General features: G+C 65.9%; 27 protein-coding genes. 5 read left to right on the top strand and 22 right to left on the bottom strand.

Annotated elements, in window-relative coordinates; translation table 11 throughout:
* Positions 1-32: 32 nt before the first annotated feature.
* The 9 genes from ACP7BY_RS14935 to ACP7BY_RS14895 form a co-directional block, all read right to left on the bottom strand.
* Positions 33-458 carry a hypothetical protein gene (locus ACP7BY_RS14935; RefSeq protein WP_033963511.1) on the bottom strand — a complete coding sequence of 142 codons (426 nt, stop codon included), beginning with the start codon at positions 456-458 and terminating at the stop codon, positions 33-35.
* A gap of 14 nt (positions 459-472) precedes the next feature.
* Positions 473-1,009: a demethoxyubiquinone hydroxylase family protein gene (locus tag ACP7BY_RS14930; RefSeq protein WP_137902704.1), complete on the bottom strand. Its 537-nt coding sequence runs from the start codon at positions 1,007-1,009 to the stop codon at positions 473-475.
* Positions 1,006-1,479, bottom strand: a complete 474-nt coding sequence (locus ACP7BY_RS14925) for a disulfide bond formation protein B (RefSeq protein WP_033963509.1) — start codon at positions 1,477-1,479, stop codon at positions 1,006-1,008. The genes ACP7BY_RS14930 and ACP7BY_RS14925 overlap by 4 nt, the downstream gene beginning before the upstream one ends.
* Positions 1,480-1,482: 3 nt before the next feature.
* Entirely contained in the window at positions 1,483-2,823 is a 1,341-nt protein-coding gene (locus ACP7BY_RS14920) for a S41 family peptidase (protein ID WP_033963508.1), read from the bottom strand.
* Positions 2,824-2,916: 93 nt separating this feature from the next.
* Positions 2,917-4,098, bottom strand: coding sequence for a murein hydrolase activator EnvC family protein (locus ACP7BY_RS14915; RefSeq protein WP_126845433.1), 1,182 nt, complete (start codon positions 4,096-4,098; stop codon positions 2,917-2,919).
* A gap of 1 nt (position 4,099) precedes the next feature.
* On the bottom strand, positions 4,100-4,522 hold the full coding sequence (locus tag ACP7BY_RS14910; protein ID WP_033964676.1) for a 23S rRNA (pseudouridine(1915)-N(3))-methyltransferase RlmH: 423 nt from the start codon (positions 4,520-4,522) through the stop codon (positions 4,100-4,102).
* 153 nt (positions 4,523-4,675) lie between these two features.
* Positions 4,676-5,077 (bottom strand): ribosome silencing factor, encoded by a 402-nt coding sequence (rsfS, locus tag ACP7BY_RS14905; RefSeq protein ID WP_033964677.1) that lies wholly within the window; start codon positions 5,075-5,077, stop codon positions 4,676-4,678.
* Positions 5,078-5,085: 8 nt separating this feature from the next.
* Complete coding sequence (locus ACP7BY_RS14900; protein ID WP_052192313.1) at positions 5,086-5,751, bottom strand: nicotinate-nucleotide adenylyltransferase; 666 nt, start codon at positions 5,749-5,751, stop codon at positions 5,086-5,088.
* The gene (locus ACP7BY_RS14895; protein WP_033964679.1) at positions 5,715-6,983 is read right to left on the bottom strand and encodes a glutamate-5-semialdehyde dehydrogenase; all 1,269 of its coding nucleotides are present in this window, start codon (positions 6,981-6,983) and stop codon (positions 5,715-5,717) included. The genes ACP7BY_RS14900 and ACP7BY_RS14895 overlap by 37 nt, the downstream gene beginning before the upstream one ends.
* Positions 6,984-7,060: 77 nt before the next feature.
* Between ACP7BY_RS14895 and ACP7BY_RS14890 the strand changes: the two genes are divergently transcribed.
* Positions 7,061-8,122 carry a DUF3667 domain-containing protein gene (locus ACP7BY_RS14890; protein ID WP_033964680.1) on the top strand — a complete coding sequence of 354 codons (1,062 nt, stop codon included), beginning with the start codon at positions 7,061-7,063 and terminating at the stop codon, positions 8,120-8,122.
* Between the two features lie 99 nt (positions 8,123-8,221).
* Here ACP7BY_RS14890 and ftsH read toward each other — a convergent pair whose 3' ends face one another.
* From ftsH to ruvB, 6 genes are all read right to left on the bottom strand, one after another.
* Positions 8,222-10,186 carry an ATP-dependent zinc metalloprotease FtsH gene (gene ftsH / locus ACP7BY_RS14885; protein WP_033964681.1) on the bottom strand — a complete coding sequence of 655 codons (1,965 nt, stop codon included), beginning with the start codon at positions 10,184-10,186 and terminating at the stop codon, positions 8,222-8,224.
* An 81-nt stretch (positions 10,187-10,267) separates the two neighbouring features.
* Positions 10,268-11,299, bottom strand: a complete 1,032-nt coding sequence (gene tilS, locus ACP7BY_RS14880; protein ID WP_137902705.1) for a tRNA lysidine(34) synthetase TilS — start codon at positions 11,297-11,299, stop codon at positions 10,268-10,270.
* 1 nt (position 11,300) lies between these two features.
* The gene (locus tag ACP7BY_RS14875) at positions 11,301-12,302 is read right to left on the bottom strand and encodes a tetratricopeptide repeat protein (protein ID WP_033964682.1); all 1,002 of its coding nucleotides are present in this window, start codon (positions 12,300-12,302) and stop codon (positions 11,301-11,303) included.
* A 58-nt stretch (positions 12,303-12,360) separates the two neighbouring features.
* Positions 12,361-13,332: a helix-turn-helix domain-containing protein gene (locus ACP7BY_RS14870; RefSeq protein WP_137902706.1), complete on the bottom strand. Its 972-nt coding sequence runs from the start codon at positions 13,330-13,332 to the stop codon at positions 12,361-12,363.
* A gap of 109 nt (positions 13,333-13,441) precedes the next feature.
* Positions 13,442-15,712 carry a phosphoenolpyruvate--protein phosphotransferase gene (gene ptsP, locus ACP7BY_RS14865; RefSeq protein ID WP_137902707.1) on the bottom strand — a complete coding sequence of 757 codons (2,271 nt, stop codon included), beginning with the start codon at positions 15,710-15,712 and terminating at the stop codon, positions 13,442-13,444.
* 104 nt (positions 15,713-15,816) lie between these two features.
* Positions 15,817-16,839, bottom strand: a complete 1,023-nt coding sequence (gene ruvB, locus ACP7BY_RS14860) for a Holliday junction branch migration DNA helicase RuvB (protein WP_033964683.1) — start codon at positions 16,837-16,839, stop codon at positions 15,817-15,819.
* A gap of 59 nt (positions 16,840-16,898) precedes the next feature.
* Here ruvB and ACP7BY_RS14855 point away from each other — a divergent pair, with 59 nt between their 5' ends.
* Positions 16,899-17,801: a 2-hydroxyacid dehydrogenase gene (locus ACP7BY_RS14855; protein ID WP_137902708.1), complete on the top strand. Its 903-nt coding sequence runs from the start codon at positions 16,899-16,901 to the stop codon at positions 17,799-17,801.
* Positions 17,802-17,821: 20 nt separating this feature from the next.
* On the opposite strand, the gene ruvA is transcribed toward ACP7BY_RS14855, so the two are convergent.
* From ruvA to ACP7BY_RS14830, 5 genes are all read right to left on the bottom strand, one after another.
* Positions 17,822-18,415, bottom strand: a complete 594-nt coding sequence (ruvA, locus tag ACP7BY_RS14850) for a Holliday junction branch migration protein RuvA (protein WP_126845421.1) — start codon at positions 18,413-18,415, stop codon at positions 17,822-17,824.
* Between the two features lie 42 nt (positions 18,416-18,457).
* Positions 18,458-18,943 (bottom strand): crossover junction endodeoxyribonuclease RuvC, encoded by a 486-nt coding sequence (gene ruvC, locus ACP7BY_RS14845; RefSeq protein ID WP_126845420.1) that lies wholly within the window; start codon positions 18,941-18,943, stop codon positions 18,458-18,460.
* 478 nt (positions 18,944-19,421) lie between these two features.
* The gene (locus ACP7BY_RS14840; RefSeq protein WP_033964702.1) at positions 19,422-20,165 is read right to left on the bottom strand and encodes a YebC/PmpR family DNA-binding transcriptional regulator; all 744 of its coding nucleotides are present in this window, start codon (positions 20,163-20,165) and stop codon (positions 19,422-19,424) included.
* Between the two features lie 74 nt (positions 20,166-20,239).
* A complete protein-coding gene (locus ACP7BY_RS14835; RefSeq protein ID WP_126845419.1) occupies positions 20,240-20,479 on the bottom strand; it encodes a DUF2312 domain-containing protein in 240 nt (79 codons plus the stop codon).
* Between the two features lie 63 nt (positions 20,480-20,542).
* On the bottom strand, positions 20,543-20,836 hold the full coding sequence (locus ACP7BY_RS14830) for a DUF1244 domain-containing protein (protein WP_033964701.1): 294 nt from the start codon (positions 20,834-20,836) through the stop codon (positions 20,543-20,545).
* Positions 20,837-20,919: 83 nt separating this feature from the next.
* Here ACP7BY_RS14830 and pyk point away from each other — a divergent pair, with 83 nt between their 5' ends.
* Positions 20,920-22,374, top strand: coding sequence for a pyruvate kinase (pyk, locus tag ACP7BY_RS14825; protein ID WP_033964700.1), 1,455 nt, complete (start codon positions 20,920-20,922; stop codon positions 22,372-22,374).
* Positions 22,375-22,437: 63 nt separating this feature from the next.
* On the opposite strand, the gene ACP7BY_RS14820 is transcribed toward pyk, so the two are convergent.
* Positions 22,438-23,094 carry an HAD family hydrolase gene (locus ACP7BY_RS14820; protein ID WP_033964699.1) on the bottom strand — a complete coding sequence of 219 codons (657 nt, stop codon included), beginning with the start codon at positions 23,092-23,094 and terminating at the stop codon, positions 22,438-22,440.
* A 9-nt stretch (positions 23,095-23,103) separates the two neighbouring features.
* Positions 23,104-23,229, bottom strand: coding sequence for a type B 50S ribosomal protein L36 (gene ykgO / locus ACP7BY_RS14815; RefSeq protein ID WP_004210176.1), 126 nt, complete (start codon positions 23,227-23,229; stop codon positions 23,104-23,106).
* Positions 23,230-23,419: 190 nt separating this feature from the next.
* Here ykgO and ACP7BY_RS14810 point away from each other — a divergent pair, with 190 nt between their 5' ends.
* Positions 23,420-24,043, top strand: coding sequence for a DUF4136 domain-containing protein (locus ACP7BY_RS14810; protein WP_033964698.1), 624 nt, complete (start codon positions 23,420-23,422; stop codon positions 24,041-24,043).
* Positions 24,040-25,158, top strand: coding sequence for a M14 family metallopeptidase (locus ACP7BY_RS14805; protein WP_033964697.1), 1,119 nt, complete (start codon positions 24,040-24,042; stop codon positions 25,156-25,158). Before ACP7BY_RS14810 ends, ACP7BY_RS14805 begins: the two co-directional genes overlap by 4 nt.
* Positions 25,159-25,213: the final 55 nt, after the last annotated feature.

The raw sequence follows: 25,213 nt of genomic DNA, 5'->3' as shown, positions 1-25,213 counted from the left end.
TTCGCATCTCGCGCACTTGCACGCTCAACCCATTACGGCAAAGAGGCTTCTATGGCGCGCTGGTCAGCTTTGGCGTCCTGCTTTTCGCGCTTATAGCGTTGGCCGGCCTGCGCGAAGCAGCCGGTCGATCCGCCGGCACCTACCGTCGAGCAACTGCCGATTCCCGTCGCACCAACCCGATCATTGGCCGCTGACTTGGCCGCCCAGCTCTCGTTTTCCGGCGTGACCTTCAATTCGCGCAATTCCTTGGGAATGCGGAACTGCTCGCCAGGCTTGCGGCGGACGCACACCACGATTTCATTGCCATCGGCATCGGTCGGGCACTTTTGCGTGCCGTAGATCACCAGCGTCGGTACCGGCACGTTCTGCGCCGCGAGCGGCGCGGGCACCAAACCGCCCAGGCCAATGCCCGTAAGCAATGTCGCCGCCAGCGCTGTCTTCGTCGTCAGGTTCGCCATGATCCTGTCTCCCGTCAAATCCGTTTCGCGGTCGCGATGGCAACCTTGCACCCCAGCCGGATGGCCGCGCTGAGCAACGGATACCCGACAGCGTTTTCCGCACCTGCCGCCAGCGCCGTTTCGCGATGTTCGACCTCTTCGGCCTGAAAATCGCGGATGGCGGCCGAAAGCTCCGGATCGCTGTCACCTAGCACATCGAGTTGCTCGGCATAATGCTTGTCGATCTCGGTTTCGACGGCGGCAGTGCAAGCCATCGCGGCTTCAGGACCCATCGCCGCCGTTACCGCCCCAAGCGCGAAACCGGCGACATCCCAAAACGGTTGCAGCACGGTCGGGCGCACACTGCGCCGCGCCATCATCGAATCGAAAAACGCACGGTGGCGTTCTTCCTGATTGGCCATGCCGGCAATCGCGCGCGCCGCCGGGCTGCGATCGCCCAGCACTGCAAGCTGCCCCGCATAGATGCGCGTCGCGCCATATTCGCCTGCTTGATCGACCCGTACCATCGATGCGGTTGCACGCTTCGGGTCGCCAGGTTTCCAACGAGTCATGCTGCCTTCCTCTGCATCAGCGCGAAGATGGCGAGCGCGCCCGCACTCGAAAAGAGCGCATTGTATCCGGCGAGCGAAATATGGAACAACGTCCATTGCGCCACGTCGCAGCGGATGATCGGCGCGTTCATGATGCTGTCGAGCGTGATTGGGCCCGATACGGTGGAGGTGCAGGCAGTAACGCCCGCCCACCAATGATATTCGACCCCGGCATGATAGACGCCGATCAGGCCGCTCAGCAAAATCGCCAAAGCTGCCAGCCCGACGAGCGCGGTCCGCGCCGCCCGTCCCGGCACGACAAACGCCAGCGCCGCCAGCACAAGCGCCGCGATGTGCGGATACCGCTGCCACCAGCACATCTCGCACGGATAGAGCTTGCCGATATATTGAAAGGCCAGCGCACCGCCGAGCAACGCCAGCGGAATCAGCAACGCGAGCAAACGTGCGGCGCGAAAACGGTCCCGGATCATCGCTTATTTCGCCGCGGTCACGGATTGCTGGGTCGAGGACAGCCGCGCGAGCGTTTTCAGCGCGTAGCTAAGCTGGAAATCGTCGACCCCCTTGGCCTTCAACTCTTCCGCCGTCGCGGCAAAGCGCGGATCGACCTTGCCGTCCTCCTCCAGAGCCCCGTTATTGGCCTTCACCTCGTTGATGAGATGGCGCCGCAAATCATCCTCGCGGAACACCGGGCGCGATTTGTAATCGGGGTCGGAAAGCTGCGGCACCGCGATATCGGGCTCGATCCCGCCCTCCTGCACCGATCGTCCCGACGGGGTATAATACCGCGAAGTGGTCAATCGCAGCGCGGCATTGTCGCCAAGATCGATCACCGTCTGCACCGACCCCTTACCGAACGAGCGTTCGCCCATCACCAGCGCGCGGTGGTGATCCTGCAGAGCCCCCGCGACGATTTCCGACGCGGACGCGGTCCCGGCGTTGGTCAGCACGATGATCGGCACGCCATGCGCCAGATCGCCCTTCACATAGGATTCGGCGTAAAACGGCTCGATATCGGCCTTGTCGCGACCGCGCTGCGAGACGATTTCACCGCTGCTGAGGAAGTTGTCGGCAACGGCGATCGACTCGTCGCGCAAGCCGCCGCCATTGTCGCGCAAATCGATGATGTAACCGAGCGGATCATGGCCGAGTTGCTTGACGATGCCCCGGATCGCGCCCGTAACCGCCTCCCCGGTATGTTCCGAAAAGGCGGTGATGGTGATGACGCCGACGCCGTCCTTTACGCTCCATTTGACCGGCTTCTGCACGATCTTCTCGCGCACCAGCGTGACCTGGATCGGCTTGTCGCGACCTGGACGCAACAGCGTCAGCGCGACCTTGGTGCCCGGCGCGCCGCGCATCTTCTGGATCGATTCATCAAGCGAATCGCCGAAAATCAATTTGCCGTCGATATGCGTGATATAGTCGCCCGACTTGATCCCGGCGCGCGCGCCCGGCGCATCGGGCTGTGGCGACATCACCTTGACCGCGCCATCCTCCATCGTGACGGTGAGGCCAAGGCCGCCATAACTACCCATCGTCTGGATCTTGAGATTGTCGTAATCGAGCCCGGTCTCATATGCGCTGTGCGGATCGAGCGCGGCGAGCATTCCCTGGATCGCGCCCTTGACCAGCACCTTGTCATCGACCTTGTCGACATATTCCGCCTTCACCCGGTTGAACACGTCGAGAAACACCGACATTTCGCGGTACGTGCCGGTGTCGACCGCCGCCATTGCGCTGGTGCCGATCGGCACAATGGCCAGCACCGCGGCAATTGCGGAGGCCTGAAACAGCGAGGTGGAAAAGCGCGACATCGTTTCGATACTCGTACGACCAAGAGGGTATCGCCGCACCGTAGCGGGGTTTCATCGCAGAGCAAAGCATGGTGGCCCTGAACGCAGCGTGACTCAGCCGATCAGCGCGGTCATGTCCACCGCGCGATCGCGCCGCCGCAGTTCGACGGTCACGCGCGGAGCCTCGCCACGCTGGGCCTGACCGATCGGCGCGCCCTGCCCGACGGCTTCGCCGATCCGCACGCTGACGCTGCCGAGCCCTGCCACCAGCGACGTCCAGCCGCCGCCATGATCGATAATGACGATCGCCCCATAATCCCGAAACGGCCCGGCAAAGGCGATGCGTCCGGCAGCGGGCGCGACGACTTGCGCACCCGCGAGTGGCGCAAGCGTCAGCCCGCGCGACCGCACGCCCGCCGCCGACACTTCGCCAAGGCCGGTTACGATTTTGCCCTGGACCGGCAGACGATAAGGCGGGGCGGCGGACGACCAGTGCCCCTGGTCGACCGGTGCCGCGACTTCCCCCGGCCGCGGCGGACGCGGCAACGGTCCCGGGAGCGATTCCAGGCTCTCCCGCGTCGCCGCCTGATTGCCGATCGTATCCATCAGATCGACGATGTCGCGGGCCTTTTCGCCGAGCGCGATGGCCCGGTCGGATTCGAACAGCGCATCGCGCCCCAACGTGCGCGAGCGCAAGCGGTGTTCCGCCTCCAACCGCGTCAGCGCCAGCCGCTGCGCCTCCAGCCGTGTGCGACTTTCGGCCAGCGCGCGCGTCGCCAGCGCAGCCTGTTCCTGCAGCGCCCGCGTGTGCGCAAGATCGGCGCGGACATCGGCGGTGCGCGCGCGGATGACCGGCAGCGTGCTCGACAGCACCGCGCGGACGTGAACCAGATCGTCGACCGAACCGGGCTGGACCATGCTGATCACCGCGGGACGCCGCGCGAGCGATTGCAGCGCCGCCATCAGGCGCGCGACCGGCGCTTGCTTCGCGGCGAGCCGCGCGCGCTGATCGGCCAGCAACCGGTCAATGATCGCGATCCGCGCTTGACCGGCGGCGATGTCGGCCTCGGCCTGTTGAATCCGCGCGGCGACGGCCGCCTCCTGCGCGCGCGCCTGCGCGGCCTGGTCGCGTTCGATGGCGGCGGCGCGTTCCAGCCCGGCCGAACGCGCGGCAGCGGCAGCCGATTGCGCCTTGGCCTCGGCCAGTCGCTGACGCTGGTCGGCGGTATCCTGCGCCGGTGCTACACTTGCACCCGCCAGCGCCAGCGCCCCGATCAAAAAGCCCCGCCCGCGCATCTTACCCCTCGCGGTGATAGGGATGGTTGGCGAGAATGCTGGTCGCGCGGTACAATTGCTCCGCCAGCATCGCGCGCGCCAACAAGTGCGGCCAGGTCGCCCGCCCGAAGCTCAGCAACACATCGGCCTCGGCGCGCTGCGCATCGTCAAAGCCATCCGCCGCCCCGATCAGAAAGCGCGCCTCACGCACGCCGCCATCGCGCCACTTCTCCAACGTCGCCGCAAGATCGCGCGAGGGCAGCACCTGCCCGGTCTCGTCGAGCATCACCACGCGCGTGCCCGGCTCGACCGCAGGCATCTTGCCGCCGGTATCGGGCAATTCGGTCATCTTGAACGGCCAGGCCAGCCGCTTGACATAGCGCTCGACCAATTCGGCCTCCGGCCCGCGCCCGATCCGACCACGGGCAACGATGTGGAGCAGCATTGTTGACTCCGTTGCGAGAGGTCTTAGCCCACGCCTGCCCCGGCGAAGGCCGGGGCCCAATCGCAGAGACCGCTGCTCGTAAGCGCTGCGCGCACCATCTCACCGCTCACGACTGGGCCCCGGCCTTCGCCGGGGAGGCAGAAGATCGTGCGATCAATCCGCAATCGCCGGGGCGACCGGCGGCGTCGGCGCATCGCCAAACGCCCACATCCGTTCCAGATTGTAGAAGGTGCGCACTTCGGGACGGAACAGATGCACGATCACGTCCCCGGCATCGAGCAGCACCCAATCCGCGGTCGGCAGACCTTCGATGCGGGTCTGGCGGCCAAGCTCGCCCTTGATCTTTTCGGCGAGCTTCTGCGCCATCGACGCGACCTGGCGGGTCGAACGCCCACTGGCGATGACCATGTAATCCGCGATGCTCGATTTGCCCGCGAGCGGGATCGAGATGGTGTCGACCGCCTGATCGTCGTCGAGCGACGCGAGCACGAGCCGATGCAGCGCCTCGACCTCATCGGGTTCGGACGCGCGATAAACAGGAGAAGATGAGGCCAAGACGATTCCTATGCAGAAGGTGGGGACGGTTCATCTGGCAGGAAATGCCGCTGCCAGGCGGGGTCGGCAGCACGAAGCTGCGTCGCGGAGTGCGGGTCGGGGCGGAAGCGCAACAGCACGAGTGCCGGCAATCTCCACTGCGTCCAGTTCTTCGCCTGGTGTGCGGGCCGACGTGCGCGCCGCAACCAGCCCATCGCGGGAGCCGCGAGAGCAGCATGTTCATACCCCGGACGCGCGATAACCGCAATCGGAACCTCACGCGCGATCCGGCGCCACCCTTTCCACTGGTCGAACTGCACGAGATTGTCCGATCCCATCAGCCAGATGAACTGCTTCTTGGGGAAGAGTCGCCGCAATTTGGTGACCGTATCGACGGTGTAGCGGGTGCCGAGACGCTGCTCGATCGCACTCACCCGGATCGGCGCATGCCGCGCCACGCGCGCCGCCGAGGCGAAGCGCGCCGCGAACGGTGCCATGTCCCCGCTCTTCTCCTTCAACGGATTGCCGGGCGACACCAGCCACCACACTTCATCAAGCGCGAGCGCCTCCAGCGCCGCCAGGCTGATCGCGCGGTGCCCCGCATGCGCTGGATTGAACGAACCGCCGAGAATGCCGATGCGCGTCCGTGTCGCCGTCTTCAACCGCGCACCTGCCCGGTGCCATAGCCGACCCATTTGTAGGTCGTCAGGCCCTCGAGCGCCACTGGGCCGCGCGCGTGCAAGCGCCCGGTGGCGATGCCGATTTCGGCACCGAGCCCGAATTCGCCGCCATCGGCAAATTGCGTCGAGGCGTTCCACAGCACGATCGCACTGTCGACTTCGGCGAGGAAGCGCGTCGCGACGCGTTCGTCATTCGCGACGATCGCGTCGGTGTGGTGCGAGCTGTGGCGCGCGATGAAACGCAATGCACCGTCGAGGCCGTCGACCAGCCCCGCCGAGGCAATCGCCTCGAGATATTCGGTGTCCCAGTCGGCATCGGTCGCGGACACCAGATCGGGCACCAGCGCGCGCAGGCCGGGGCCGCCGCGCACCTCGCAGCCAGCATCGCGCAAAGCGGAGACCAGCCCCACCGGATCGGGATAAGCGCGATCGATCAGCAACGTCTCCATCGCACCGCACACGCCGGTGCGCCGCATCTTGGCATCGACCACGATCGACCGGGCCATCGCCGGATCGGCCGAGGCATCGACATAGATGTGGTTGATGCCGTCGAGATGCGCGAGCACGGGCACACGCGCCTCGGCTTGGACGCGCGCTACCAGCCCCTTGCCGCCGCGCGGTACGATCAGGTCGATCGCGCCTGCGCCCGCCGATCCGTCGGCCGCCAGCATCGCGCCGACGGCGGCCCGGTCGGTGGTGGGCACCAGTTGCGCGGCATCGGCGGGGATGCCTTCGGCCACCAGGCCCGACACGAGCGCGGCGTGGATCGCGCGGTTGCTCTCGATCGCCTCCGAGCCCCCGCGCAGAATCACAGCATTGCCCGCCATCACCGCGAGCGCGGCGGCATCGGCGGTCACATTGGGGCGGCTTTCATAGATAATGCCGATCACGCCGATCGGCACGCGGACGCGGCGCAGGCGCAGGCCGTTGGGGCGCTCGCTCTCGTCGATGATCGCGCCGACCGGATCTGCCAGTCCCGCAACGGCGGCAACGCCGTCCGCCATCGCCGCCACGCGCCCGCTATCGAGCTTCAACCGGTCGAGCATCGCGTTCGACAGACCGGCTTCCGTCGCCTTGGCCATATCGGTGGCGTTGGCGGACAGGATCTGCGGCGCGGCATCGCGCAGCGCCTGCGCGGCCGCACGCAACGCAGCCGCCTTGGTCGCTGTCGGCAGCGTCGCCAGCGTGCGGGCAGCGGCGCGAGCGCGGTTGGTCATGTCGGCGAGCAGAATCGTGGCATCGTTCATGAAACCGTCGCTATCACGAGCAAGGCCGCCCCCGCAAAAGCTATCGCATTCGCAAAAGCCGCTGCTATGCTCCGCGCATGTCGGGGGAAATCGGGGCAGCGGGCGATATCGCAACGGGCATGCTGGTCGGCCGTGTGGCCGAACCGCATGCTGGCGAAATCGTCCATCGCGCACATGAGCATGGGCTTTGCCTGAATTGCGGAACGTCGCTGCACGGCGACTTTTGCCATGCCTGCGGCCAGGCCGGGCATGTCCACCGTTCACTGCACTCGATCGGCCATGATCTGCTGCACGGCGTGTTCCACTTTGAAGGCAAGATCTGGCGCACCTTGCCGATGCTGGCATTCCACCCCGGTGCACTGACGCGACGCTATATCGCGGGTGAGCGCGCACGCTTCGTCTCGCCGCTGGCGTTGTTCCTGTTTTCGGTGTTCCTGATGTTCGCGACGATCCACGCGATCGCGGGGGAACTCGGCATCGGCATGCCGCCCGAGGCGCGCACCAGGGCGGTGCAGAACATCGATGCCAATATCGCCAAGAACACGGCGCGGCTCGCCGAGCTGCAAGCAACGCCCAATGCGCCCGGTGCCGCGGAAAAAATCGCTGAGTTGAAGGACGATATGACCTCGCTCACCGCAGCGCGCAATGTGATGTCGGGCAAGGCAATGCAGGACATCCCGCTTAGCTTCGACGACGTTCACACCAGTTGGCACGCGCTCGACAAGGGGCTGGCCAAGGCGAGGGAGAACCCGGGACTGGTACTCTACAAACTGCAGTCGAGCGCGTACAAATATAGCTGGGCGCTGATCCCGATCTCAACGCCGTTCGTGGCGTTGCTGTTTCTGTGGCGGCGACGCTTCCAGATGTACGACCATGCGATCTTCGTGACCTATTCGATCGCCTTCATGATGATGCTGGTGGTGACGCTGACGCTGCTATCGACCGCAGGCGTATCGTCGTGGCTGATCGAGCGGGCGGCGCTGATCATTCCCCCCGTCCACATGTTCGCACAATTGCGCGGCGCTTATGGGCTGCGCAAGCGGTCGGCGCTGTGGCGCACTGTCGCCCTTCTGATCTTTGCCTGGGTCGCGTTGCTCGCCTTTGCCGCGATGCTGCTCGTTATGGGGCTGATGGAATAGCCGCTTGGCGGCAGCGGATTTCGGCTGCGGCTTATCCCATAAAAAAGGCCGCGCCCGATGCTTCGGACGCAGCCTTTTCTTGCCTCTTGGTGCCTGGCATCAGGCTCCGGCAGGTGCCGGATTGCCGAAGCCGCTGCCGCCCTTGGGCTTCCGCGTCTTGGGGATAGACGTGCCAGCCCCCGGCACCGATGGCGATTTGGGGCCGTCGTCGCGACTGATGCTGCCCTCGGCGACGAGCTTCAGGATCTCATCGCCCGACAGCGTCTCATATTCGAGCAAGGCCCCTGCCAGCAGGTGAAGCTGGTCGATATGCTCGGTCAGCAGATGCTTGGCACGGTCGAGACCGCCCTGGACGATCGCCTTGATCTCGTCGTCGATCAATTGCGCGGTCTGGTTGGACATGCGCACCGGCTGCGAATTCGAATAGCCAAGGAAGGATTCGCCTTCGGGCTGGGCATATTCGACCGGGCCAACCTTGTCGGACATGCCCCATTTGGTGACCATGTCGCGCGCCAGGCCGGTGGCATATTGAATGTCCGACGAAGCACCCGACGACACCTTGTCATAACCGAAGATCACTTCCTCGGCGACGCGCCCGCCCATCGAAACGGCGAGGTTGGCGTACATCTTGTCGCGGTGATAGCTGTACGAATCGCGTTCCGGCAGGCGCATCACCATGCCCAATGCGCGACCGCGCGGGATGATCGTGGCCTTGTGGATCGGGTCGGACGCTGCTTCGTGGATCGAGACGATCGCATGGCCGGCCTCATGATAGGCGGTCATGCGCTTTTCTTCGTCGGTCATCACCATCGAGCGCCGTTCGGCCCCCATCATGACCTTGTCCTTGGCTTCTTCGAACTCGCTCATCGCGACCAGCCGCTTGCCTTTCCGCGCAGCCAGCAGAGCAGCTTCGTTGACGAGATTGGCGAGATCGGCACCCGAGAAGCCGGGCGTACCGCGGGCGATGACGCGCGCATCGACGTCGGGTGCCAGCGGCACCTTCTTCATATGCACTTCGAGGATCTTTACGCGGCCTTCAATGTCGGGCCGGGGCACGACGACCTGGCGATCGAACCGGCCCGGACGCAGCAAGGCTGGATCGAGCACATCCGGCCGGTTGGTGGCGGCGATGATGATGATGCCTTCATTCGCCTCGAACCCGTCCATCTCGACCAGCAACTGGTTGAGCGTCTGTTCGCGTTCGTCATTGCCATTGCCGAGGCCGGCACCACGATGGCGGCCGACCGCGTCGATTTCGTCGATGAAGACGATGCAGGGGGCCGACTTCTTGGCCTGTTCGAACATGTCGCGCACGCGGCTGGCACCGACGCCGACGAACATCTCGACGAAATCGGACCCCGAAATGGTGAAGAACGGCACGCCCGCCTCACCCGCAATCGCGCGGGCGAGCAGCGTCTTGCCGGTGCCCGGCGAGCCGACCAGCAACGCGCCCTTAGGAATCTTGCCGCCGAGGCGGGCAAACTTGGTCGGGTCCTTGAGGAACTCGACAATCTCCTGCAACTCCTCGCGCGCTTCGTCGATACCGGCGACATCATCGAAGGTCACGCGGCCTTCCTTCTGGGTCAGCATCTTGGCGCGGCTCTTGCCGAAGCCCATCGCGCCCGAGCCGGTGTTCTTCTGCATCTGGCGCAGCACGAAATAGCCAAGGCCGAGGAACAGGAAGAACGGCAGCGAATTGACCAGCAGGATCTGCCAGATCGGCGCGCCCTCTTCGGGCTTGGCGCTGATCACGACGCCCTTTTCGCGCAGGCGATCGGTCAGGCGCGGGTCCTGCGGCGCGAAGGTGCGGAATTTGGTGGTGTCGTTGTACGTTCCGGTAACAACCTCGCCCGCGATATTGACGTCATGGACCGCACCGCTCTCGACCTTGTCGAGGAACGCCGAATAGGGGATCTGCGCCGCTGCGGGGCCAGGCTCGCGATTGCCGATCAGCGTGACGAACAACGCCAGCGCGACGAGGATGCCAACCCAGATGAGCAGCGACTTCATCCACGGGTTGGGCCCGCCAGTGTTGGAGCCGGGCTGCTTGTCGTTGTCGTTCATGCGGAAACGTACCTTTCTCGATCTCTCAAGATAGGCGCATGAGGATTAATGGCAATGGAATGCGCCAAGCAAATTCGCCGATCAGAGTGAGCGACGCGGCGGTTGCGGGGCGAAACGCCACACTTTTCCCCGCACCGACACCATGATTCCGGCCTGGGTCGCGGTCTTGCCCGCCGCAAGTGCGTCTAGCAGCGGTTCGATATTGGTCGAGTCGTCGAAGGACGGGCGGACAATGCCGTTCACCGCGCGCACCGAATGGATTGCGGAGCGGCACATCCGGCGTTGCACCTCGCGCGGAAGATCGGTCAGGTCGAGCCAGCTTTGCAAGTCTGGATCGTCAACCCCTTCGGGCGTGACCTTTCGCGTCGTCCACAGCCACGCCTCGATCTCGCGCAGCGTCGCATCGGCCTCGGCGACGTAGCCAGCCGACCGTGCAAGCTGCGCAGGATCAAGCCATGGCGTGTCGCGGAGCAGCGCGCGAAAACGCGTGCGGTCATAATGCGGATCTGCATTGCTGGGGTCATCGACGAAGGGCATCGCCGCTGCGACCACCAAAGCCCGCAATTCCGCCACGCGCCATCCGAGGAGCGGGCGGACCAAATCGACCCCGCCGCATCGGCCGGGAGCAACCACTTCGCGCCGCTGTCGTGCGCGGATGCCCGCCAGCCCTGCCACACCCGACCCGCGTGCGGCGCGCATCAGGAAGGTTTCGGCCTGATCGTCGGCATGATGCGCGGTAGCAAGGCAGCTCGCGCCGATCTCGGCCGCCCAGCGCAGCAGCAGCTCATAACGTACAGCCCGGGCGCGCGCCTGCACCGACCCGGGTCCAATCGGCTCTGCCACCACGAGTGTGGTGTGTGGCACCCCGGCGTTGGCACACCAGGCGGCGACCATCCGCGCCTCGGCGGCAGCGGCGGCGCGCAAGCGGTGATCGACCGTGGCCGCGTGAACTTGCCCCGGAAACGCCGCAGCCGCGAGCGCGAGCATCGCCATGCTGTCGGGCCCGCCCGACACCGCCAGCGCGATCGGCGCATCGGGCGGGACGGCACCCCCCAGCACATGCGCAAGATCACCGCCGAACCGCTCGACCGCCGCACGGTCGAGCGCGCTCATCTCACGAACAATTGGCGGCGGCGCGGCCCTTGGCGACGCCTGCCTTCATCTTTGGGTCGGCATCGACCTTGGCACCGTAGGTCCGCGTAAGCTCGGTATAGACCTTGCACACTTGGGCGGCGGGCTTGTCGAGTTTCACCAGTGCCTGGGCCAGATAATAAAGGCTTTCGGGCGCGCGGTCGCCATCGGGCCATTTCTTGTAATTGTCGTAAAAGGCAAGGCTGGCAAGCGACGGCTTGCCATCTTCCAGATACGACCGGCCCAGCAGATTCTGCGCATAGCTCGCGCGCTTGTGGGTCGGGAATTTGGTGGTGACGATGGTGAACTGCGCCTCGGCCTCGGGGTAGAGCTTCGCCGCCCACAGCCGATAGCCGTAGAGATAGGTGTCTTCGGCAGCGTCCCCAGTGTCCGGCCGATCGATCGCGGCGAGCTTCGCCCCACGTTCGGGGTCCTTCGCAACAACCGTGCGCACGACCGGCGGCGGGGTCACGCCGCCCTTGGTCGGGGCCGGCTTGGCCGCCGTCGGCTTGTCGGAGGGCCGGTCCGCTACGGGGCGTACCGGAGTGGGGCGATCATCGGCACCGGGCGACTGGATCGGTGCGGGCTCTGCTGCGGCTGCGGCCGCCGCTGCCGCAGCCGCTGCATTCGCTTCGAGCGTCTTCAATCGCCCCTCGACCAGTTGCAGGCGATGCTGATTGGTTTCGATTTGCGCGGTCATGCCGCGCAACTGCGTTTCCAGCGAATCGACGCGCGCGGTCAGGTCCGCGACCGGGCTGGTGGGCGAGCCCGACAGGATCGTGTCCGGGTTGGTCGGCTGGTTCTCGGGCTGGACATATTGCCCGCTTCCGCCCGGAAACACCTTGCGCTGCACCGCGCGCATCTCGCCTTCGAGCCGGTCCACCCGCCCCTCAATTGCAGCGCCGGTCGTGCGCTGGGCAAATGCTGGCTGGGGGGCCAGGGCAGTTCCAGCCACGACCAGTGCAGAGATCAGATAAGTGCGCATTCGACACCCCCCGGTGTAAATAGAAATCGCGCAACGAACCTCGCCATTGCGCAGACGATCATGGTTTCGGCGTCGCGCCCGGCGTGGGCCCGGTCGGCTCCGGGGCGACGGGAGCGGCGATGTTGAGCGGCGGTTCGACCGAGGCCGAACCCGCACGATCGCGATGCGCGGCGGGGCTTGCCGTGCTCCGCGATGCCGCACGCGTCGGGGCGGCGGGCGTCGGGGGTGCGGCAACGGCCGGATTAGGCTGTGCTGCCCCGCGTGCCCCGAGCGTCGCCGCGTCGATCGGCACGTCCTTGATCGCAACCTTGCCGTCACCAAGCGGCGCGACCTGCGTTCCGCCCACCGTCACCTGCAATTTGTCGGGACGCCCGACATTGATCATCGGGCCGACAGCATCGCCGGGCACCGCATAGGTGTCCCCGGCCTTCATTGTGCCGATGAACAAGGTCTTTCCGGCCTTGTCATAGACTTTCAGCCACACCTCGTCGGTCGCGGTCAACACCACGGCACCCGTCGGCGCGGCAGGCGTGGGTGCAGCCGTCGGCGCGTCCGCGACCGGTGCGGTTGGCTCGGCAGCGGGCGTCGTGGCCACGCTCTCCTCGCCGCGAAACAGGTTGGTCCCGTAAAACACCCCGACCCCAACCAGCAGTATGATCGCCACCAGCAGCGTCACCATCGCCAGACCGCGCGTCGGCACGCGCGACGGCTCGTCGATCTGATAGGCCTCATATTCGGTTCGCCGGACCGCATTGGGCTGATCGCTGGCACCGCGCACCTCGCGCGCGATCGCGACTTCGTCGATCCCGACCGCACGGGCATAGGCTTTGGCGAAACCCACCGAATAGGTGATCGACGGCAAGGTCGCGTAATTGCCGAGTTCGATCGCTTCGAGCTGGCGCACCGGTACGCGAGTCCGCGCAGCGATCTCGGCGAGGGACAAGCCCTGCGCCTCACGCGCCTCGCGCAGCTTTTCCCCGGCAGTCTTGGGGAACAGCGTTGCCTCTTCGGACGGTAACGGATCGGTCATGCGTCTCTCCGGCAGGATGGGTGCGGCCCAATCTTTGTCCTGCCCTGCGATCGTGTCTCACAAAGGGGGGCAGACAAGTCAACGGCCTGTCGCATCCTCCATCGCCCGATCACGCCAGTTCAACGCCGTTTTCGGTCGCCCAAGCCGAAAGCGCGCCGCGCATATCGCGCGGAGGTGCCTTGAGCAGCGCTGCCATATGCGCCGTCAATGCCGCCCGATCGAGCGAGCGCACCATCGCCTTGATCGGCCCGACCGCCGCCGGCGTGATCGACAGACGATCGATGCCGAGCCCGATCAGCGCCATCGCTTCCAACGGACGCCCGCCCATTTCGCCGCACACCGTCAACTGCACGCCCGCCGCCCGCGTCGGTTCGACCAGCTTGAGCAGAAAGCGCAAGATCGCGGCGCTCAACCAGTCATAACGTTCGGCGAGCTTGGGATTGGCGCGATCGGCGGCGAAGAGAAATTGCGTCAGGTCATTGGTGCCGACCGACAGGAAGGCAATATTGGGCAGCAGCACGTCAAGCTGCTCGGCAAGCGCCGGCACTTCAAGCATCGCGCCATAGCGGATGTCGGTCGGCAGCTTCTTGCCGCGCGCGCCCAGCCAGTCGCGCTGCGCTTCGAACAGTGCACGCGCTTCGTCAAACTCCCACGGCTCGCTGACCATCGGGAACATCACGTTGAGCGTGCGCCCGGCCGCCGCCTCCAGCAGCGCGCGCGCCTGCACCTTCATCAGCCCGCCGCGTTCGAGTGCGAGCCGGATCGCGCGCCAGCCCATCGCCGGATTTTCTTCGTCGGCATCTTCCTTGTTGAGATAGGGCAGCGCCTTGTCGCCGCCGATGTCGACCGTGCGGAACACCACGGGCCGATCGCCCGCTGCGTCGAGCACATCGCGGTACAAACGCTGCTGGCGCTCGCGCGAGGGCAAGGTGGCGGAGACGAGAAACTGGAATTCGGTGCGGAACAGGCCGATGCCGTCGGCACCGGTCACATCGAGCGCCGAAACATCGTCGCGCAGCCCGGCATTGACCATCACCGTCAACCGGTGGCCGTCCTTGGTGACCGGGGCCTCGCTCTTCAGTGCAGCGAACACCGCACGGCGTTTCTGGCGCAATTCCAGCGCGGTCTGGAACGCTTCCTCCATCGCCGCCGATGGCCGCGCAAAGACGTTGCCTGCGGTGACATCGAGCAGCAGCAAATCGCCCTCGCCCACCAAACGCCGCACGTCGCGCACGCGGCCAAGCACCGGTACCCCCATTGCCCGCGCGACAATGGTGACGTGCGCGGTGAGCGACCCTTCTTCGAGCAGCACGCCCTTCAGCCGCCGCCGATCATATTCGAGCAATTCGGCGGGCCCCAAGTTGCGCGCGATCAGAATCGTATCCTGCCGCAAGCCCATTTGCGCGGCGGTGCCCATCTGGCCCGACACGATCCGCAACAGCCGGTTCGACAGATCCTCAAGATCGTGCATCCGATCGGCCAGCAACGGATCGTCGATCTGGCGCATCCGCATCCGCGTGCGTTGCTGCACGCGCTCGATGGCCGCTTCTGCGGTCAGCCCGGAATCGATCGCTTCGTTGATGCGCCGCGCCCAGCCTTCGTCATAGGCGAACATCTTATAGGTCTCGAGCACCTCTTCATGCTCGCCGCCGACGCCGAATTCGGCTTGTGCGGCGATCCGCTCGATCTGCTCGCGCATCTTGTCGAACGCGGCATAGACGCGGTGGCGCTCGGCCTCGGTATCCTCGGCGACGATATGTTCGACATGGACGCGCGGCTGGTGGAACACGGCATAGCCGCTCGCCATGCCATCGACGAGCTTCAGCCCGGCAATGCGCATTGCGGCGGTCGATTGCGGGCGCATCGTCGCGGCACCGCTGGCATCGACCAGTTCGGCATTGGCGATGAGTTCGCTCAGCACCATCGCCACGGTCTGCAAGGCCTCGATCTCGACCTCGTCATATTTGCGCGGATCGACATGCTGGACCGACAGCACGCCGACTGCGCGTTCACGCCGGATGATCGGCACGCCTGCAAAGCTGCGGAACTTTTCCTCGCCGGTTTCGGGATTGTGGACGAAGTCGGGATGGCTCGCCGCTTCGTCGAGGTTGAGCATTTCGACCGTCTGCGCGATCGTGCCGACCAGACCTTCGCCCAAGGCCAGCTTGGTGACGTGCACCGCCTCCTGCGCCAGCCCGCGCGTGGCGTAAAGTTCGAGTACGCCCTCGCGCAGCAGATAGATCGAGCAGACCTCGCTCGCCATCGCCTCGCCAACGATGTTGACCACCGCATTGAGCTTGGCCTGCGCAGGCGTGCGCGAGGCCATCACGTCATGCAGACGACGGAGGATTTCGCGGGCGGAGGCGGCGGCGCTTGGCATGGTACCCGGCTAACAGATTGGTGCAGGGCTTGGCTATCGTGCGACGCACAAGATTTGTTTGGGGGGCTCTTTCTTATTCCCTTCCCGCTTGCGGGAGGGGAGTTTTACACGTCGAACAAGCTTTCCTGCGCGCCTTCGGGCGGGGTCAGGCCAAGATGCTTCCACCCGCCCGCATTGAGGCAACGCCCGCGCGCGGTGCGCGCGATCAGGCCGAGCTGGATGAGATACGGCTCGATCACTTCCTCGACCGTGTCGCGCGGTTCGCTTAAGCCCGCCGCAAGCGTCTCCACGCCGACCGGGCCACCGCGATAAATGTCGGCGATCATCATCAGATAGCGCCGATCCATCGCGTCGAGCCCGAGCCGGTCGACTTCCAACCGATTGAGCGCGGCATCTGCGGCGCGCGCATCGACCAGATCGTGCCCTGCCGCATGCGCGAAATCGCGCACCCGCCGCAGCAACCGCCCGGCGATGCGCGGCGTGCCGCGCGAACGCCGCGCCACCTCGGTCGCGCCATCGGGCGAGATGGCGAGGCCGAGCAGCCCCGCCGCGCGCGTGACCACGCTGGTCAATTCCTCGACCGTATAGAAAGACAGCCGCACCGGAATGCCGAAGCGATCGCGCAAGGGGGTCGTCAGCAAACCCTGCCGCGTGGTTGCGCCGATCAGCGTGAAGCGCGGCAAATCGATCCGCACGCTGCGCGCGCTTGGCCCCTCGCCGATCATCAGATCGAGCGCGCGGTCCTCCATTGCGGGATACAGCACTTCCTCGACCGCCGGTTGCAGCCGGTGGATCTCGTCGATGAAGAGCACGTCGCCATCTTCGAGATTGGTGAGCAGGGCGGCGAGATCACCCGATTTGGCGATCACCGGCCCCGAGGTGGCGCGGAAGCCAACGCCCATTTCGCGCGCGACGATCTGCGCCAGCGTCGTCTTGCCAAGGCCGGGGGGCCCGAAGAACAGCACATGGTCGAGCGCATCGCCCCGCGCCCGCGCAGCCGTAATGAAGATCCGCAGATTCTCGCGCGCAGCCTTCTGCCCGACGAAATCGTCGAGCGACTTCGGACGCAGCGCGGCGTCGACGTCCTCGGCGGTGCGGGCGGGGGTGAGGAGGCGATCGTCGGTCATGACGCGGCGATAGCGTGCCGGGGCTGGGCGCGGCAAGGCACAGGCGCTAGGATACCGGCATGACTGTCCTGCCCGAGCTGTTCGTCGCCTCGTCGCTTGCGCCCAGCCTGATCGCAGCCCTGGAAGAGCGCTTCACCCTGCACCGCCATGCCCCACCGCCGAGCACGCGCGCGATCGTCGGTGGCGGGATGACACGGCTCGATGCGGCCCTGCTCGACCGGCTGCCCGCGCTCGAAATCGTCGCGATCCACGGTGTCGGGCATGATCGCATCGATCTGGCGGCAGCCAAGGCGCGCGGCGTGCGCGTGACCACCACGCCCGACGTGCTGACCGAGGATGTCGCCGACCTCGCCATCGCCCTGTGGCTGGCGGTCGAGCGCCGGGTGGCCGCCAACGATGCGGTGGTGCGGCGTGGCGGCTGGGGCGTGCCGCTCGGCAGGCGGGCGAGCGGGCGCACGATCGGCATCTTCGGGCTGGGCAAGATCGGCCAGGCGATCGCGCGGCGGGCCGCGTCGTTCGGGGGCGAAATCCTCTATACCGCGCGCCACGCCAAGCCCGAGCTGCCGTGGCGCTTCGTGCCCGACATCGCCGCGCTGGCGCAAGCGAGCGACGTGCTGATCCTCGCCGCGCCGGGCGGGGCCGAGACGGAGCGCAGTGTCGATGCGGCGGTGCTCGAACGGCTTGGGCGCGGTGGCGTTTTGATCAATATTGCGCGCGGCAGTCTGGTGGACGAAGCCGCGCTCATCGCCGCGCTGGAGCAGGGCGTGATCGCGGGCGCAGGTCTCGACGTGTTCGCCGACGAACCGCGGGTGCCGGACGCCTTGAAAGCGATGCCGCACGTGGTGCTCGCCCCGCATCAGGGCAGCGCCACGATCGAGGCGCGCGCGGCGATGGAGGCGCTGGTGCTGGCGAATCTCGATGCGCATTTTGCGGGCGAAGTATTGCCGACGGCGATCGTGTAGCCGCCCGCATCGGCGGGGGGTCACTTCGCCGCCTTCCTGAGCGCGAGGCGCACCAGCGCGTCGAGCGTCGCACCGCCGCCCAGTTCCTCCTCCGCCGCGGCGACCGCGCCGCTGGCTTCGGCCGGGCGGAAGCCGAGGTTGAGCAGCGCCGACACTGCATCCGCGCCCGCGCCGACCGGGGCCACCGTCACGCCCGCGCCGCCGATGGCGACGCCGCCAATCTTGTCCTTCAATTCGCGCACGATGCGTTCGGCGAGCTTGGGGCCAACGCCATTGGCGCGAGCGACCATCGCCTTGTCCTGCGCGGCAATCGCGCGCGAAAGATCGGCGGGTTCGAGCGCCGACAGGATCGCCAGCGCGACGCGCGCACCCACGCCCTGCACGCCGGTGAGCAAGCGGAACCAGTCGCGCTCCGACGCGGTCGCGAAGCCGACCAGGCGGATGAAATCCTCGGCGACCAGCATCTCGGTGTGGAGCATCACCGCCTCGCCGACCGGGCCGATCGCGGCGAGTGTCCGCGACGATGCGCCAACCAGATAGCCTACGCCACCGACATCGACCACGGCATGGTCGAGTCCCGTCGCGTCGAGGCGGCCTTTGAGATGGGCGATCATCCCCGGTACGTAACAGGAACGCGCCGCCCGAGGAAAGCAAAATCAGGGGATGCGCCGCGCGCTCGCCAAATGATGCGCGTGGCAGATCGCCACCGCCAGCGCATCGGCGGCGTCGGGTCCGTCGATCTTCACGCCGGGCAGCAAGCGGCTGACCATGGCATGCACCTGCACCTTTTCAGCACCCCCGACGCCGACCACCGCCTTCTTGATCAAGCGCGTGGCATATTCGCCGACATCGAGCCCAGCGCGCGCGCCCGCGCACAGCACCACGCCGCGCGCCTGGCCGAGCTTCAGCGTCGATTGCGGGTTGGCGTTGACGAACACTTCCTCGACCGCGCACGCATCGGGCGCGTGATCGATCAGCAATGCGCTCAACATCGCATCGAGATGGGCGAGGCGGCGGGGGAGCGAGGCGGCGGTGTCGGTCTTGAGCTTGCCATTGGCGACATGGCTCAGCCGGTTGCCCTCGGCGCGGATCAGGCCCCAGCCGGTGATGCCGAGACCAGGGTCGAGGCCGAGGATCAGCATTTTTTTTGGTCCACGCGAAGGCGCGAAGGCGCGAAGCAGGGAGTTCGCGCGGAGACGCGGAGACGCGGAGGAGAAGGGAGACAAGGTGCACGGACGGCGGGCGCGGCGTCACCCCGGGCTTGTCCCGGGGTCCACCGATGTTCGAGACCATCGGCCGCAGGATGCTCGGCACGGTGGATGCCGGGACGAGCCCGGCATGACGTAGGGAGTGTGTCGGTCGATACGGGGCGCACCGTCTCCGCGCCTCCGCGGCTCCGCGCGAACCGGATCCCGCTTCGCGGCTTCGCGGCTTTGCGTGAACAGATCGGGCGACTGTCGAAGATCAGCATAAAATTCCCTCTCCCCCTCGGGAGAGGGAAGGAGGAGCGGAGCGACGGAAGGGTGAGGGTGACCGGGTGTGCGACGTCGCCCTCACCCTTCCCCCTTGGCTTCGCCAAGCGGGCCCCTTCCCTCTCCCGAAGGGAGAGGGAGTTGAAGGTCATCCCAGTTTCTCGAGGATCGCGTCGGACACTTCGTAATTGCCCCACACGGTCTGCACGTCGTCATCGTCGTCGAGCACGTCGATCAGCTTGAACAGCGTCGCGGCATCCTCCTCGCTGACTTCGACCATCGTCTGCGGCCGCCAGGCGAGCTTGGCACCTTCGGGTTCGCCCAGCACGGGGGTGAGCGCCGTCACGACTTCGTGCAGCGATTCGTTCGAGGTCCAGATCTCATGGCCCTCCTCGCTCGACTGCACGTCCTCGGCACCGGCTTCGAGTGCCGCTTCGAACACCTTTTCGGCATCGCCTGCCGACGCCGGATAGGAGATCAGGCCCATCCGGTCGAACGCATGACTGACCGAGCCCGATGCGCCGAGATTGCCGCCATTCTTGGCCATGCCGGTGCGCACGTTGGTGGCGGTGCGGTTGCGATTGTCGGTCAGCGCCTCGATGATGAGCGAAACGCCGCCGGGGCCGAAGCCTTCGTAGCGGATTTCCTCGTAATTCTCGGTATCGCCCTTCGACGCCTTGTCGATCGCGCGCTGGATATTGTCCTTGGGCATCGATTGCGCCTTGGCGGCGTTGATCGCCATGCGCAGGCGCGGGTTCATGTCCGGATCGGGCAAGCCCATCTTGGCGGCGACGGTGATTTCGCGGCTGAGCTTGGAAAACATGCCCGAGCGCTTCTTATCCTGCGCGCCCTTGCGGTACATGATGTTCTTATATTTGGAATGGCCTGCCATGCTTACCCCGCAAAGTGGTACTTTGCGGGGACCCCTTAAGGCGTTTGTGGTCCCCGCTCAATGTTGGTGGTGCCTCAGTCGAGCCCGAGCGCCTGCTTGTACGTCTCGAGCAGCGCCTCGGCCTCGTCGCGGTGATGCTTTTCCATCTTGCGCAGGCGGACGATGGTGCGGATCGTCTTGACGTCGAAGCCGGTCGATTTGGCTTCGCCGTACACGTCCTTAATGTCGTCGGCGATGCCCTTCTTTTCCTCTTCGAGGCGCTCGATGCGCTCGATCAGCAGGCGGAGTTGGTCGGCGGCGATGATGTCGCTCACGGCGTTGTTCCCTGAATGTGAATCACTGAAAGGCGCGCGCTTTAGGACAGCGCGCGTCTGCCGTCACGCATTCTTCGCGACGCTTTGCCGCATGCGCTCGAGCTGTTCGGGCGTCGCCTCGCTCTGATGCTCGGCTTTCCACTGCGCATAGGGCATGCCGTAAATAATTGCGCGCGCGGCATCTTTGGTCAGCGTACCGTCGGCTTCCTCGACCCAGTCCGACAGGCAATTGCGACAGAAACCGGCAAGCCCCATCAAATCAATATTTTGCGCGTCGTCGCGGTGGCGCAGGTGCCACACCAGCCGCCGGAACGCAGCCGCCGCCACGGCATCGTCAAGAGTCTCCAAATCGGCCATTATCGTTGCTCCACGGTTGATCGGGCGGAAATAGGGGTTAGAGCAGCACGCGCACAAGCCATCCCCAGGGCGAGAATTATTTCATGATACAGGCAATAGCCCCGCGTTCGCGCAAGGTCCGCATCCTCGCGACGCTCGGTCCCGCAAGCAGCAGCCCCGAAATGATCGCAGCATTGTTCGAAGCCGGTGCCGATGCGTTTCGCGTCAATATGAGCCATGGCGACCAGCAATCCAAGGTCGCGGTGATCCAGGCAATCCGCGCGCTGGAACAGAAATACGGCCGCCCGTCGACCATCCTCGCCGATCTGCAAGGCCCGAAACTGCGCGTCGGCAAGTTCGAGGGCGGGCGCGTAACCCTCGAAAAAGGCCAGACCTTCACGCTCGACCGCGACACCACGCCCGGCGACGCGAGCCGCGTCGAATTGCCGCACAAGGAAATCTTCGCCGCGATCGAACCCGGCGCGCGGCTGCTGCTCGACGACGGCAAATTGGTGCTGCGCGTCACCAGCCACACCCCCGACACGATCGTCACCGAAGTGGTGGTCGGGGGCGCGCTGTCCAACAGCAAGGGGCTGAACGTCCCCGACGTGGTGCTGCCGATGGCGGCGCTGACCGAGAAAGACCGCAGCGACCTCGCCTTTGCGGTCGACCAGGGGGTCGACTGGATCGCCTTGAGCTTCGTCCAGCGGCCCGAGGATCTGGCCGAGGCGCGCAAGCTGATCGGCGGCAAGACCGCCTTGCTCGCGAAAATCGAAAAACCGTCCGCAATCGAGCGGCTCGAGGAAATCGTCGAAGCGTGCGACGGCGTGATGGTCGCGCGCGGTGACCTGGGCGTCGAACTGCCGCCCGAAAGCGTGCCGCCGCTACAGAAGCGCATCATCGAGGTTTCGCGCCGCTTGGGCCGCCCGGTAGTCGTCGCGACGCAAATGCTCGAATCGATGATTACCTCGCCCTCCCCCACCCGCGCCGAAGTGTCCGACGTGGCCACCGCCATCTATGACGGGGCAGACGCGATCATGCTGTCGGCGGAAAGCGCCGCAGGCGCGTGGCCGACCGAATCGGTCGCGATGATGAACGCGATCGGCGAGGCGGTCGAACGCGACCCGACGCATGGCGAGCGCATCCACTTCACGGTGATCCGGTCCGACCCAACCACCGCCGACGCTTTGTCGGAAGCCGCCAAGAACATCGCGCACACCGTCGATGCCGCCGCGATCATCTGCTTCACCGCCTCGGGCTCGACCGCACGCCGCGTCGCGCGCGAGCGGCCCGGCGTGCCGCTGATGGTGCTGACCCCCAATCTCGAAACCGCGCGTCGCGCCGGGCTGCTGTGGGGGGCCTATGCCGTCCACACCAAGGACGTCGAATCGTTCGAGGAAATGGTCGCCAAGGCGAAGCGCATGGCGCTGCGCCACGGGCTGGCGGTGGCGGGCGACCGTGTCATCATCATCGCGGGCGTGCCGTTCAAGACGCCGGGATCGACCAATGTGCTGCACGTCGTGCGGATCATCGGCGATGAGTTGAGGGATTATATTTAACGTTGGACCGCTCCCCCGCGAAAGCGGGGGAGGGCCAGGGTTACAAGCGAACCGCTTGGTGCCCTAGGCTTCTGCTTCCGCAGGAACGCGGACCGCCTGTTCACAATCAACCGACAGACCAAGCTTCGCGAGATCGGCGCGCAACGTCTCCGCGTCGGTGAACAGCAAACCGGTGATGCCGAGCGCATTGGCCGCGTCGATGTTGGCGGCGCTGTCATCGATGAACACCGCGTCCTCAGCCGCGACGCCGAAGCGATCGAGCGCGAGCGTGTAGATGGCCGGATCGGGCTTGATCAGCTTTTCCTCGCCCGACACGACGATGTCGCGGAAGCGGCCGAACACGTCGGGCCGGCTCGCGCGGAAGGCGGCGAAGAAATCGTAATGGAAATTGGTGATCGCGAACAGCGGTACGCCCGCCGCATCGAGCGATTCGAGAATCGCCACGACGCCGGGCACTTCGCGTTGCAGCGAATCATTGAAGCGCGGACCGTAGAGGTCGATCAGCGCGGCATGCTGCGGGAAACGCGCGCGCAGCTCCGCCGACGTCTCGGCGAAGGAAACGCCGAGATCGTGCTGGGCATGCCAGTCGAGCGAGACAACATCGTCCACGAATGCACGAAGCGCCTGATCGTCCTCGATCAGGCGCTCATAGATCGCGTGGCGATCCCAGTGGAACAGCACATTGCCGACATCGAAGATGACGGCCTTCGTGCTACCCATGGCGGGCGATCAGCCCTGGCGTGCCTTGAAGCGACGGTTGGTCTTGTTGATGACGTACGTACGCCCACGACGACGGATCACGCGGTTATCGCGGTGACGGCCCTTGAGCGACTTCAGGGAATTGCGGATCTTCATGATCGATTCGCTTTGCAAATTCTGGAATGTGGAAAAGAGCGGCTGCGCATATGGTCGGGATGCCCCCAAGTCAAGTATAGAGCGCGCCGGACATATGCGGGACACCGCTATGGAACATCGATCCAACGGAACACGGGGGCCGGGTCGAAGCGTTACACCCCTGCAACAAGCGCGTACGAGGAAAACTGGCATGAAGCGGACTATGGGTTTGGCATTGGCGGCGACGGTGCTCGGCGCGGGCGCGCTGGCAGGCTGCACGACGACCGGCAAGGCCGGCCCTGTCGAAGTGACGCGCTTCCACCTCGGCGCGCCGCTGGAAACCGGCACTCTTACCGTAGAGGCGATGCCGGGCCGCGATCAGGACAGCCTAGAATATAAGACCTATGCCGCAGCCGTTGAAACCGAGGCGCTGACCCACGGCTTCACCGTGCCCGCGACCGGGGCCGGGCCGCAATATGCCGCCGTCGTCAGCTTCACGCGCACCAACCGCCCGGCCCCCTCCCCCAATGGCAGCCGTAGCGGGGTGAGCGTCGGCCTGGGCGGTGGCGGCGGCGGCTATGGCGGTGGCGTCGGGCTGGGCGGGGCGATCTCCTTCCCGATCGGCAAGCCGCGCTATCGCACGATCGTGCTGACCGATCTCGCCGTGCAGATCCGCCGCCGCAGTGATGGCACGGTGATTTGGGAAGGCCATGCCCAGACCACCGCCGATGGCCAAGCGCCCGACGCGCAGACCGGCCCGGCCGCGACGAAATTGGCGCGCGCGCTGTTCCTGGGCTTCCCCGGCGAATCCGGGCGCACTATCACGGTCAAATGAGCATCACCGTCAACGCCGCCTTTGACAGCGGAAACATCCTGGTCGCCGGCATTGACGGCGACCAGGTGAACCTCACCATCGCGCGGGATCACCTGTCCGACTTCTTCCAATGGTTCCACTTCCGCGTGGCCGGAGCCAAGGGGCGGACGCTGACCTTCCGCATCCTGAATGCGGGCGAATCGGCCTATCCGTTCGGCTGGCCGGGCTACAAGGTGCGCGCCAGCACCGACCGCCAGAACTGGCGGATGATCCCGACGCGCTATGCGGGTGGCGTGCTGGAATTCGAATGGACCGGCAGCAGCGAGTTGGTGTGGTTCGCTTATTTCCAGCCCTATACGCTGGAGCAGCATGACGCGCTGGTCGCGCGGATTGCGCTGGCCGACGGCGTCACCCACCGCGAGCTCGGCCAGTCGCTTGACGGGCGCGCGATCGATTGCCTCGAGCTTGGCACCGGCCCCAAGCATGTCTGGCTCTATGCCCGCCAGCACCCGGGCGAGAGCATGGCCGAATGGTGGATGGAAGGCGCGCTGGAATGGCTGACCGACCCGGCCAACGCGACCGCGCAAGCGCTTCGCGAAAAGGCGACCTTCCACTGCGTGCCCAATATGAACCCCGATGGCAGCTTCCGCGGCCATTTGCGCACCAATGCGGCAGGCGTGAACCTCAACCGCGAATGGGACACGCCAACGCCCGCGCGCAGCCCCGAAGTGCTGTGCGTTCGGAACGCGATGGACGAGACCGGCGTCACCTTTGCGATGGACGTGCATGGCGACGAAGCGATCCCCGCCAACTTCCTGGCAGGCTTTGAGGGCATCCCCTCCTGGACCGATGCGCTGGGCGCGAAATTCTACGAGTTCGGCCAGCGGCTGGCGGCGCACACGCCCGATTTCCAGACCGAAAAGGGCTATGACAAGGCGGCACCCGGCCGCGCCAACCTGTCGATGTCGACCAACCAATTGGCCGAGCGCTTTGGCGCTGTGTCGATGACGCTGGAAATGCCGTTCAAGGACCATGATGCCAATGCCGATGCCGAATTCGGCTGGTCCGGCGCACGGTCGAAGACGCTGGCGCATGCGTGTTTGGACGTGCTGGCGGAGATGATTGACGGGATTTGAGGGGGGCGACGGCACCGCCCCCCGACCTTGGCCTTGGCGCTTCCCCGGTGAGGGC

Source organism: Sphingomonas sp. PSPC2-2 (assembly GCF_049897725.1).
GTDB lineage: Bacteria > Pseudomonadota > Alphaproteobacteria > Sphingomonadales > Sphingomonadaceae > Sphingomonas.
This window is presented reverse-complemented; position numbering and strand designations above follow the sequence as displayed.

Coding starts and splice junctions, on each gene's coding strand:
- ACP7BY_RS14935 (WP_033963511.1), bottom strand. CDS start 458: ATGGCGAACCTGACGACGAAGACAGCGCTGGCGGCGACATTGCTTACG.
- ACP7BY_RS14930 (WP_137902704.1), bottom strand. CDS start 1,009: ATGACTCGTTGGAAACCTGGCGACCCGAAGCGTGCAACCGCATCGATG.
- ACP7BY_RS14925 (WP_033963509.1), bottom strand. CDS start 1,479: ATGATCCGGGACCGTTTTCGCGCCGCACGTTTGCTCGCGTTGCTGATT.
- ACP7BY_RS14920 (WP_033963508.1), bottom strand. CDS start 2,823: ATGTCGCGCTTTTCCACCTCGCTGTTTCAGGCCTCCGCAATTGCCGCG.
- ACP7BY_RS14915 (WP_126845433.1), bottom strand. CDS start 4,098: ATGCGCGGGCGGGGCTTTTTGATCGGGGCGCTGGCGCTGGCGGGTGCA.
- ACP7BY_RS14910 (WP_033964676.1), bottom strand. CDS start 4,522: ATGCTGCTCCACATCGTTGCCCGTGGTCGGATCGGGCGCGGGCCGGAG.
- ACP7BY_RS14900 (WP_052192313.1), bottom strand. CDS start 5,751: ATGGGTCGGCTATGGCACCGGGCAGGTGCGCGGTTGAAGACGGCGACA.
- ACP7BY_RS14895 (WP_033964679.1), bottom strand. CDS start 6,983: ATGAACGATGCCACGATTCTGCTCGCCGACATGACCAACCGCGCTCGC.
- ACP7BY_RS14890 (WP_033964680.1), top strand. CDS start 7,061: ATGTCGGGGGAAATCGGGGCAGCGGGCGATATCGCAACGGGCATGCTG.
- ftsH (WP_033964681.1), bottom strand. CDS start 10,186: ATGAACGACAACGACAAGCAGCCCGGCTCCAACACTGGCGGGCCCAAC.
- tilS (WP_137902705.1), bottom strand. CDS start 11,299: ATGAGCGCGCTCGACCGTGCGGCGGTCGAGCGGTTCGGCGGTGATCTT.
- ACP7BY_RS14875 (WP_033964682.1), bottom strand. CDS start 12,302: ATGCGCACTTATCTGATCTCTGCACTGGTCGTGGCTGGAACTGCCCTG.
- ACP7BY_RS14870 (WP_137902706.1), bottom strand. CDS start 13,332: ATGACCGATCCGTTACCGTCCGAAGAGGCAACGCTGTTCCCCAAGACT.
- ptsP (WP_137902707.1), bottom strand. CDS start 15,712: ATGCCAAGCGCCGCCGCCTCCGCCCGCGAAATCCTCCGTCGTCTGCAT.
- ruvB (WP_033964683.1), bottom strand. CDS start 16,839: ATGACCGACGATCGCCTCCTCACCCCCGCCCGCACCGCCGAGGACGTC.
- ACP7BY_RS14855 (WP_137902708.1), top strand. CDS start 16,899: ATGACTGTCCTGCCCGAGCTGTTCGTCGCCTCGTCGCTTGCGCCCAGC.
- ruvA (WP_126845421.1), bottom strand. CDS start 18,415: ATGATCGCCCATCTCAAAGGCCGCCTCGACGCGACGGGACTCGACCAT.
- ruvC (WP_126845420.1), bottom strand. CDS start 18,943: ATGCTGATCCTCGGCCTCGACCCTGGTCTCGGCATCACCGGCTGGGGC.
- ACP7BY_RS14840 (WP_033964702.1), bottom strand. CDS start 20,165: ATGGCAGGCCATTCCAAATATAAGAACATCATGTACCGCAAGGGCGCG.
- ACP7BY_RS14830 (WP_033964701.1), bottom strand. CDS start 20,836: ATGGCCGATTTGGAGACTCTTGACGATGCCGTGGCGGCGGCTGCGTTC.
- pyk (WP_033964700.1), top strand. CDS start 20,920: ATGATACAGGCAATAGCCCCGCGTTCGCGCAAGGTCCGCATCCTCGCG.
- ACP7BY_RS14820 (WP_033964699.1), bottom strand. CDS start 23,094: ATGGGTAGCACGAAGGCCGTCATCTTCGATGTCGGCAATGTGCTGTTC.
- ykgO (WP_004210176.1), bottom strand. CDS start 23,229: ATGAAGATCCGCAATTCCCTGAAGTCGCTCAAGGGCCGTCACCGCGAT.
- ACP7BY_RS14810 (WP_033964698.1), top strand. CDS start 23,420: ATGAAGCGGACTATGGGTTTGGCATTGGCGGCGACGGTGCTCGGCGCG.
- ACP7BY_RS14805 (WP_033964697.1), top strand. CDS start 24,040: ATGAGCATCACCGTCAACGCCGCCTTTGACAGCGGAAACATCCTGGTC.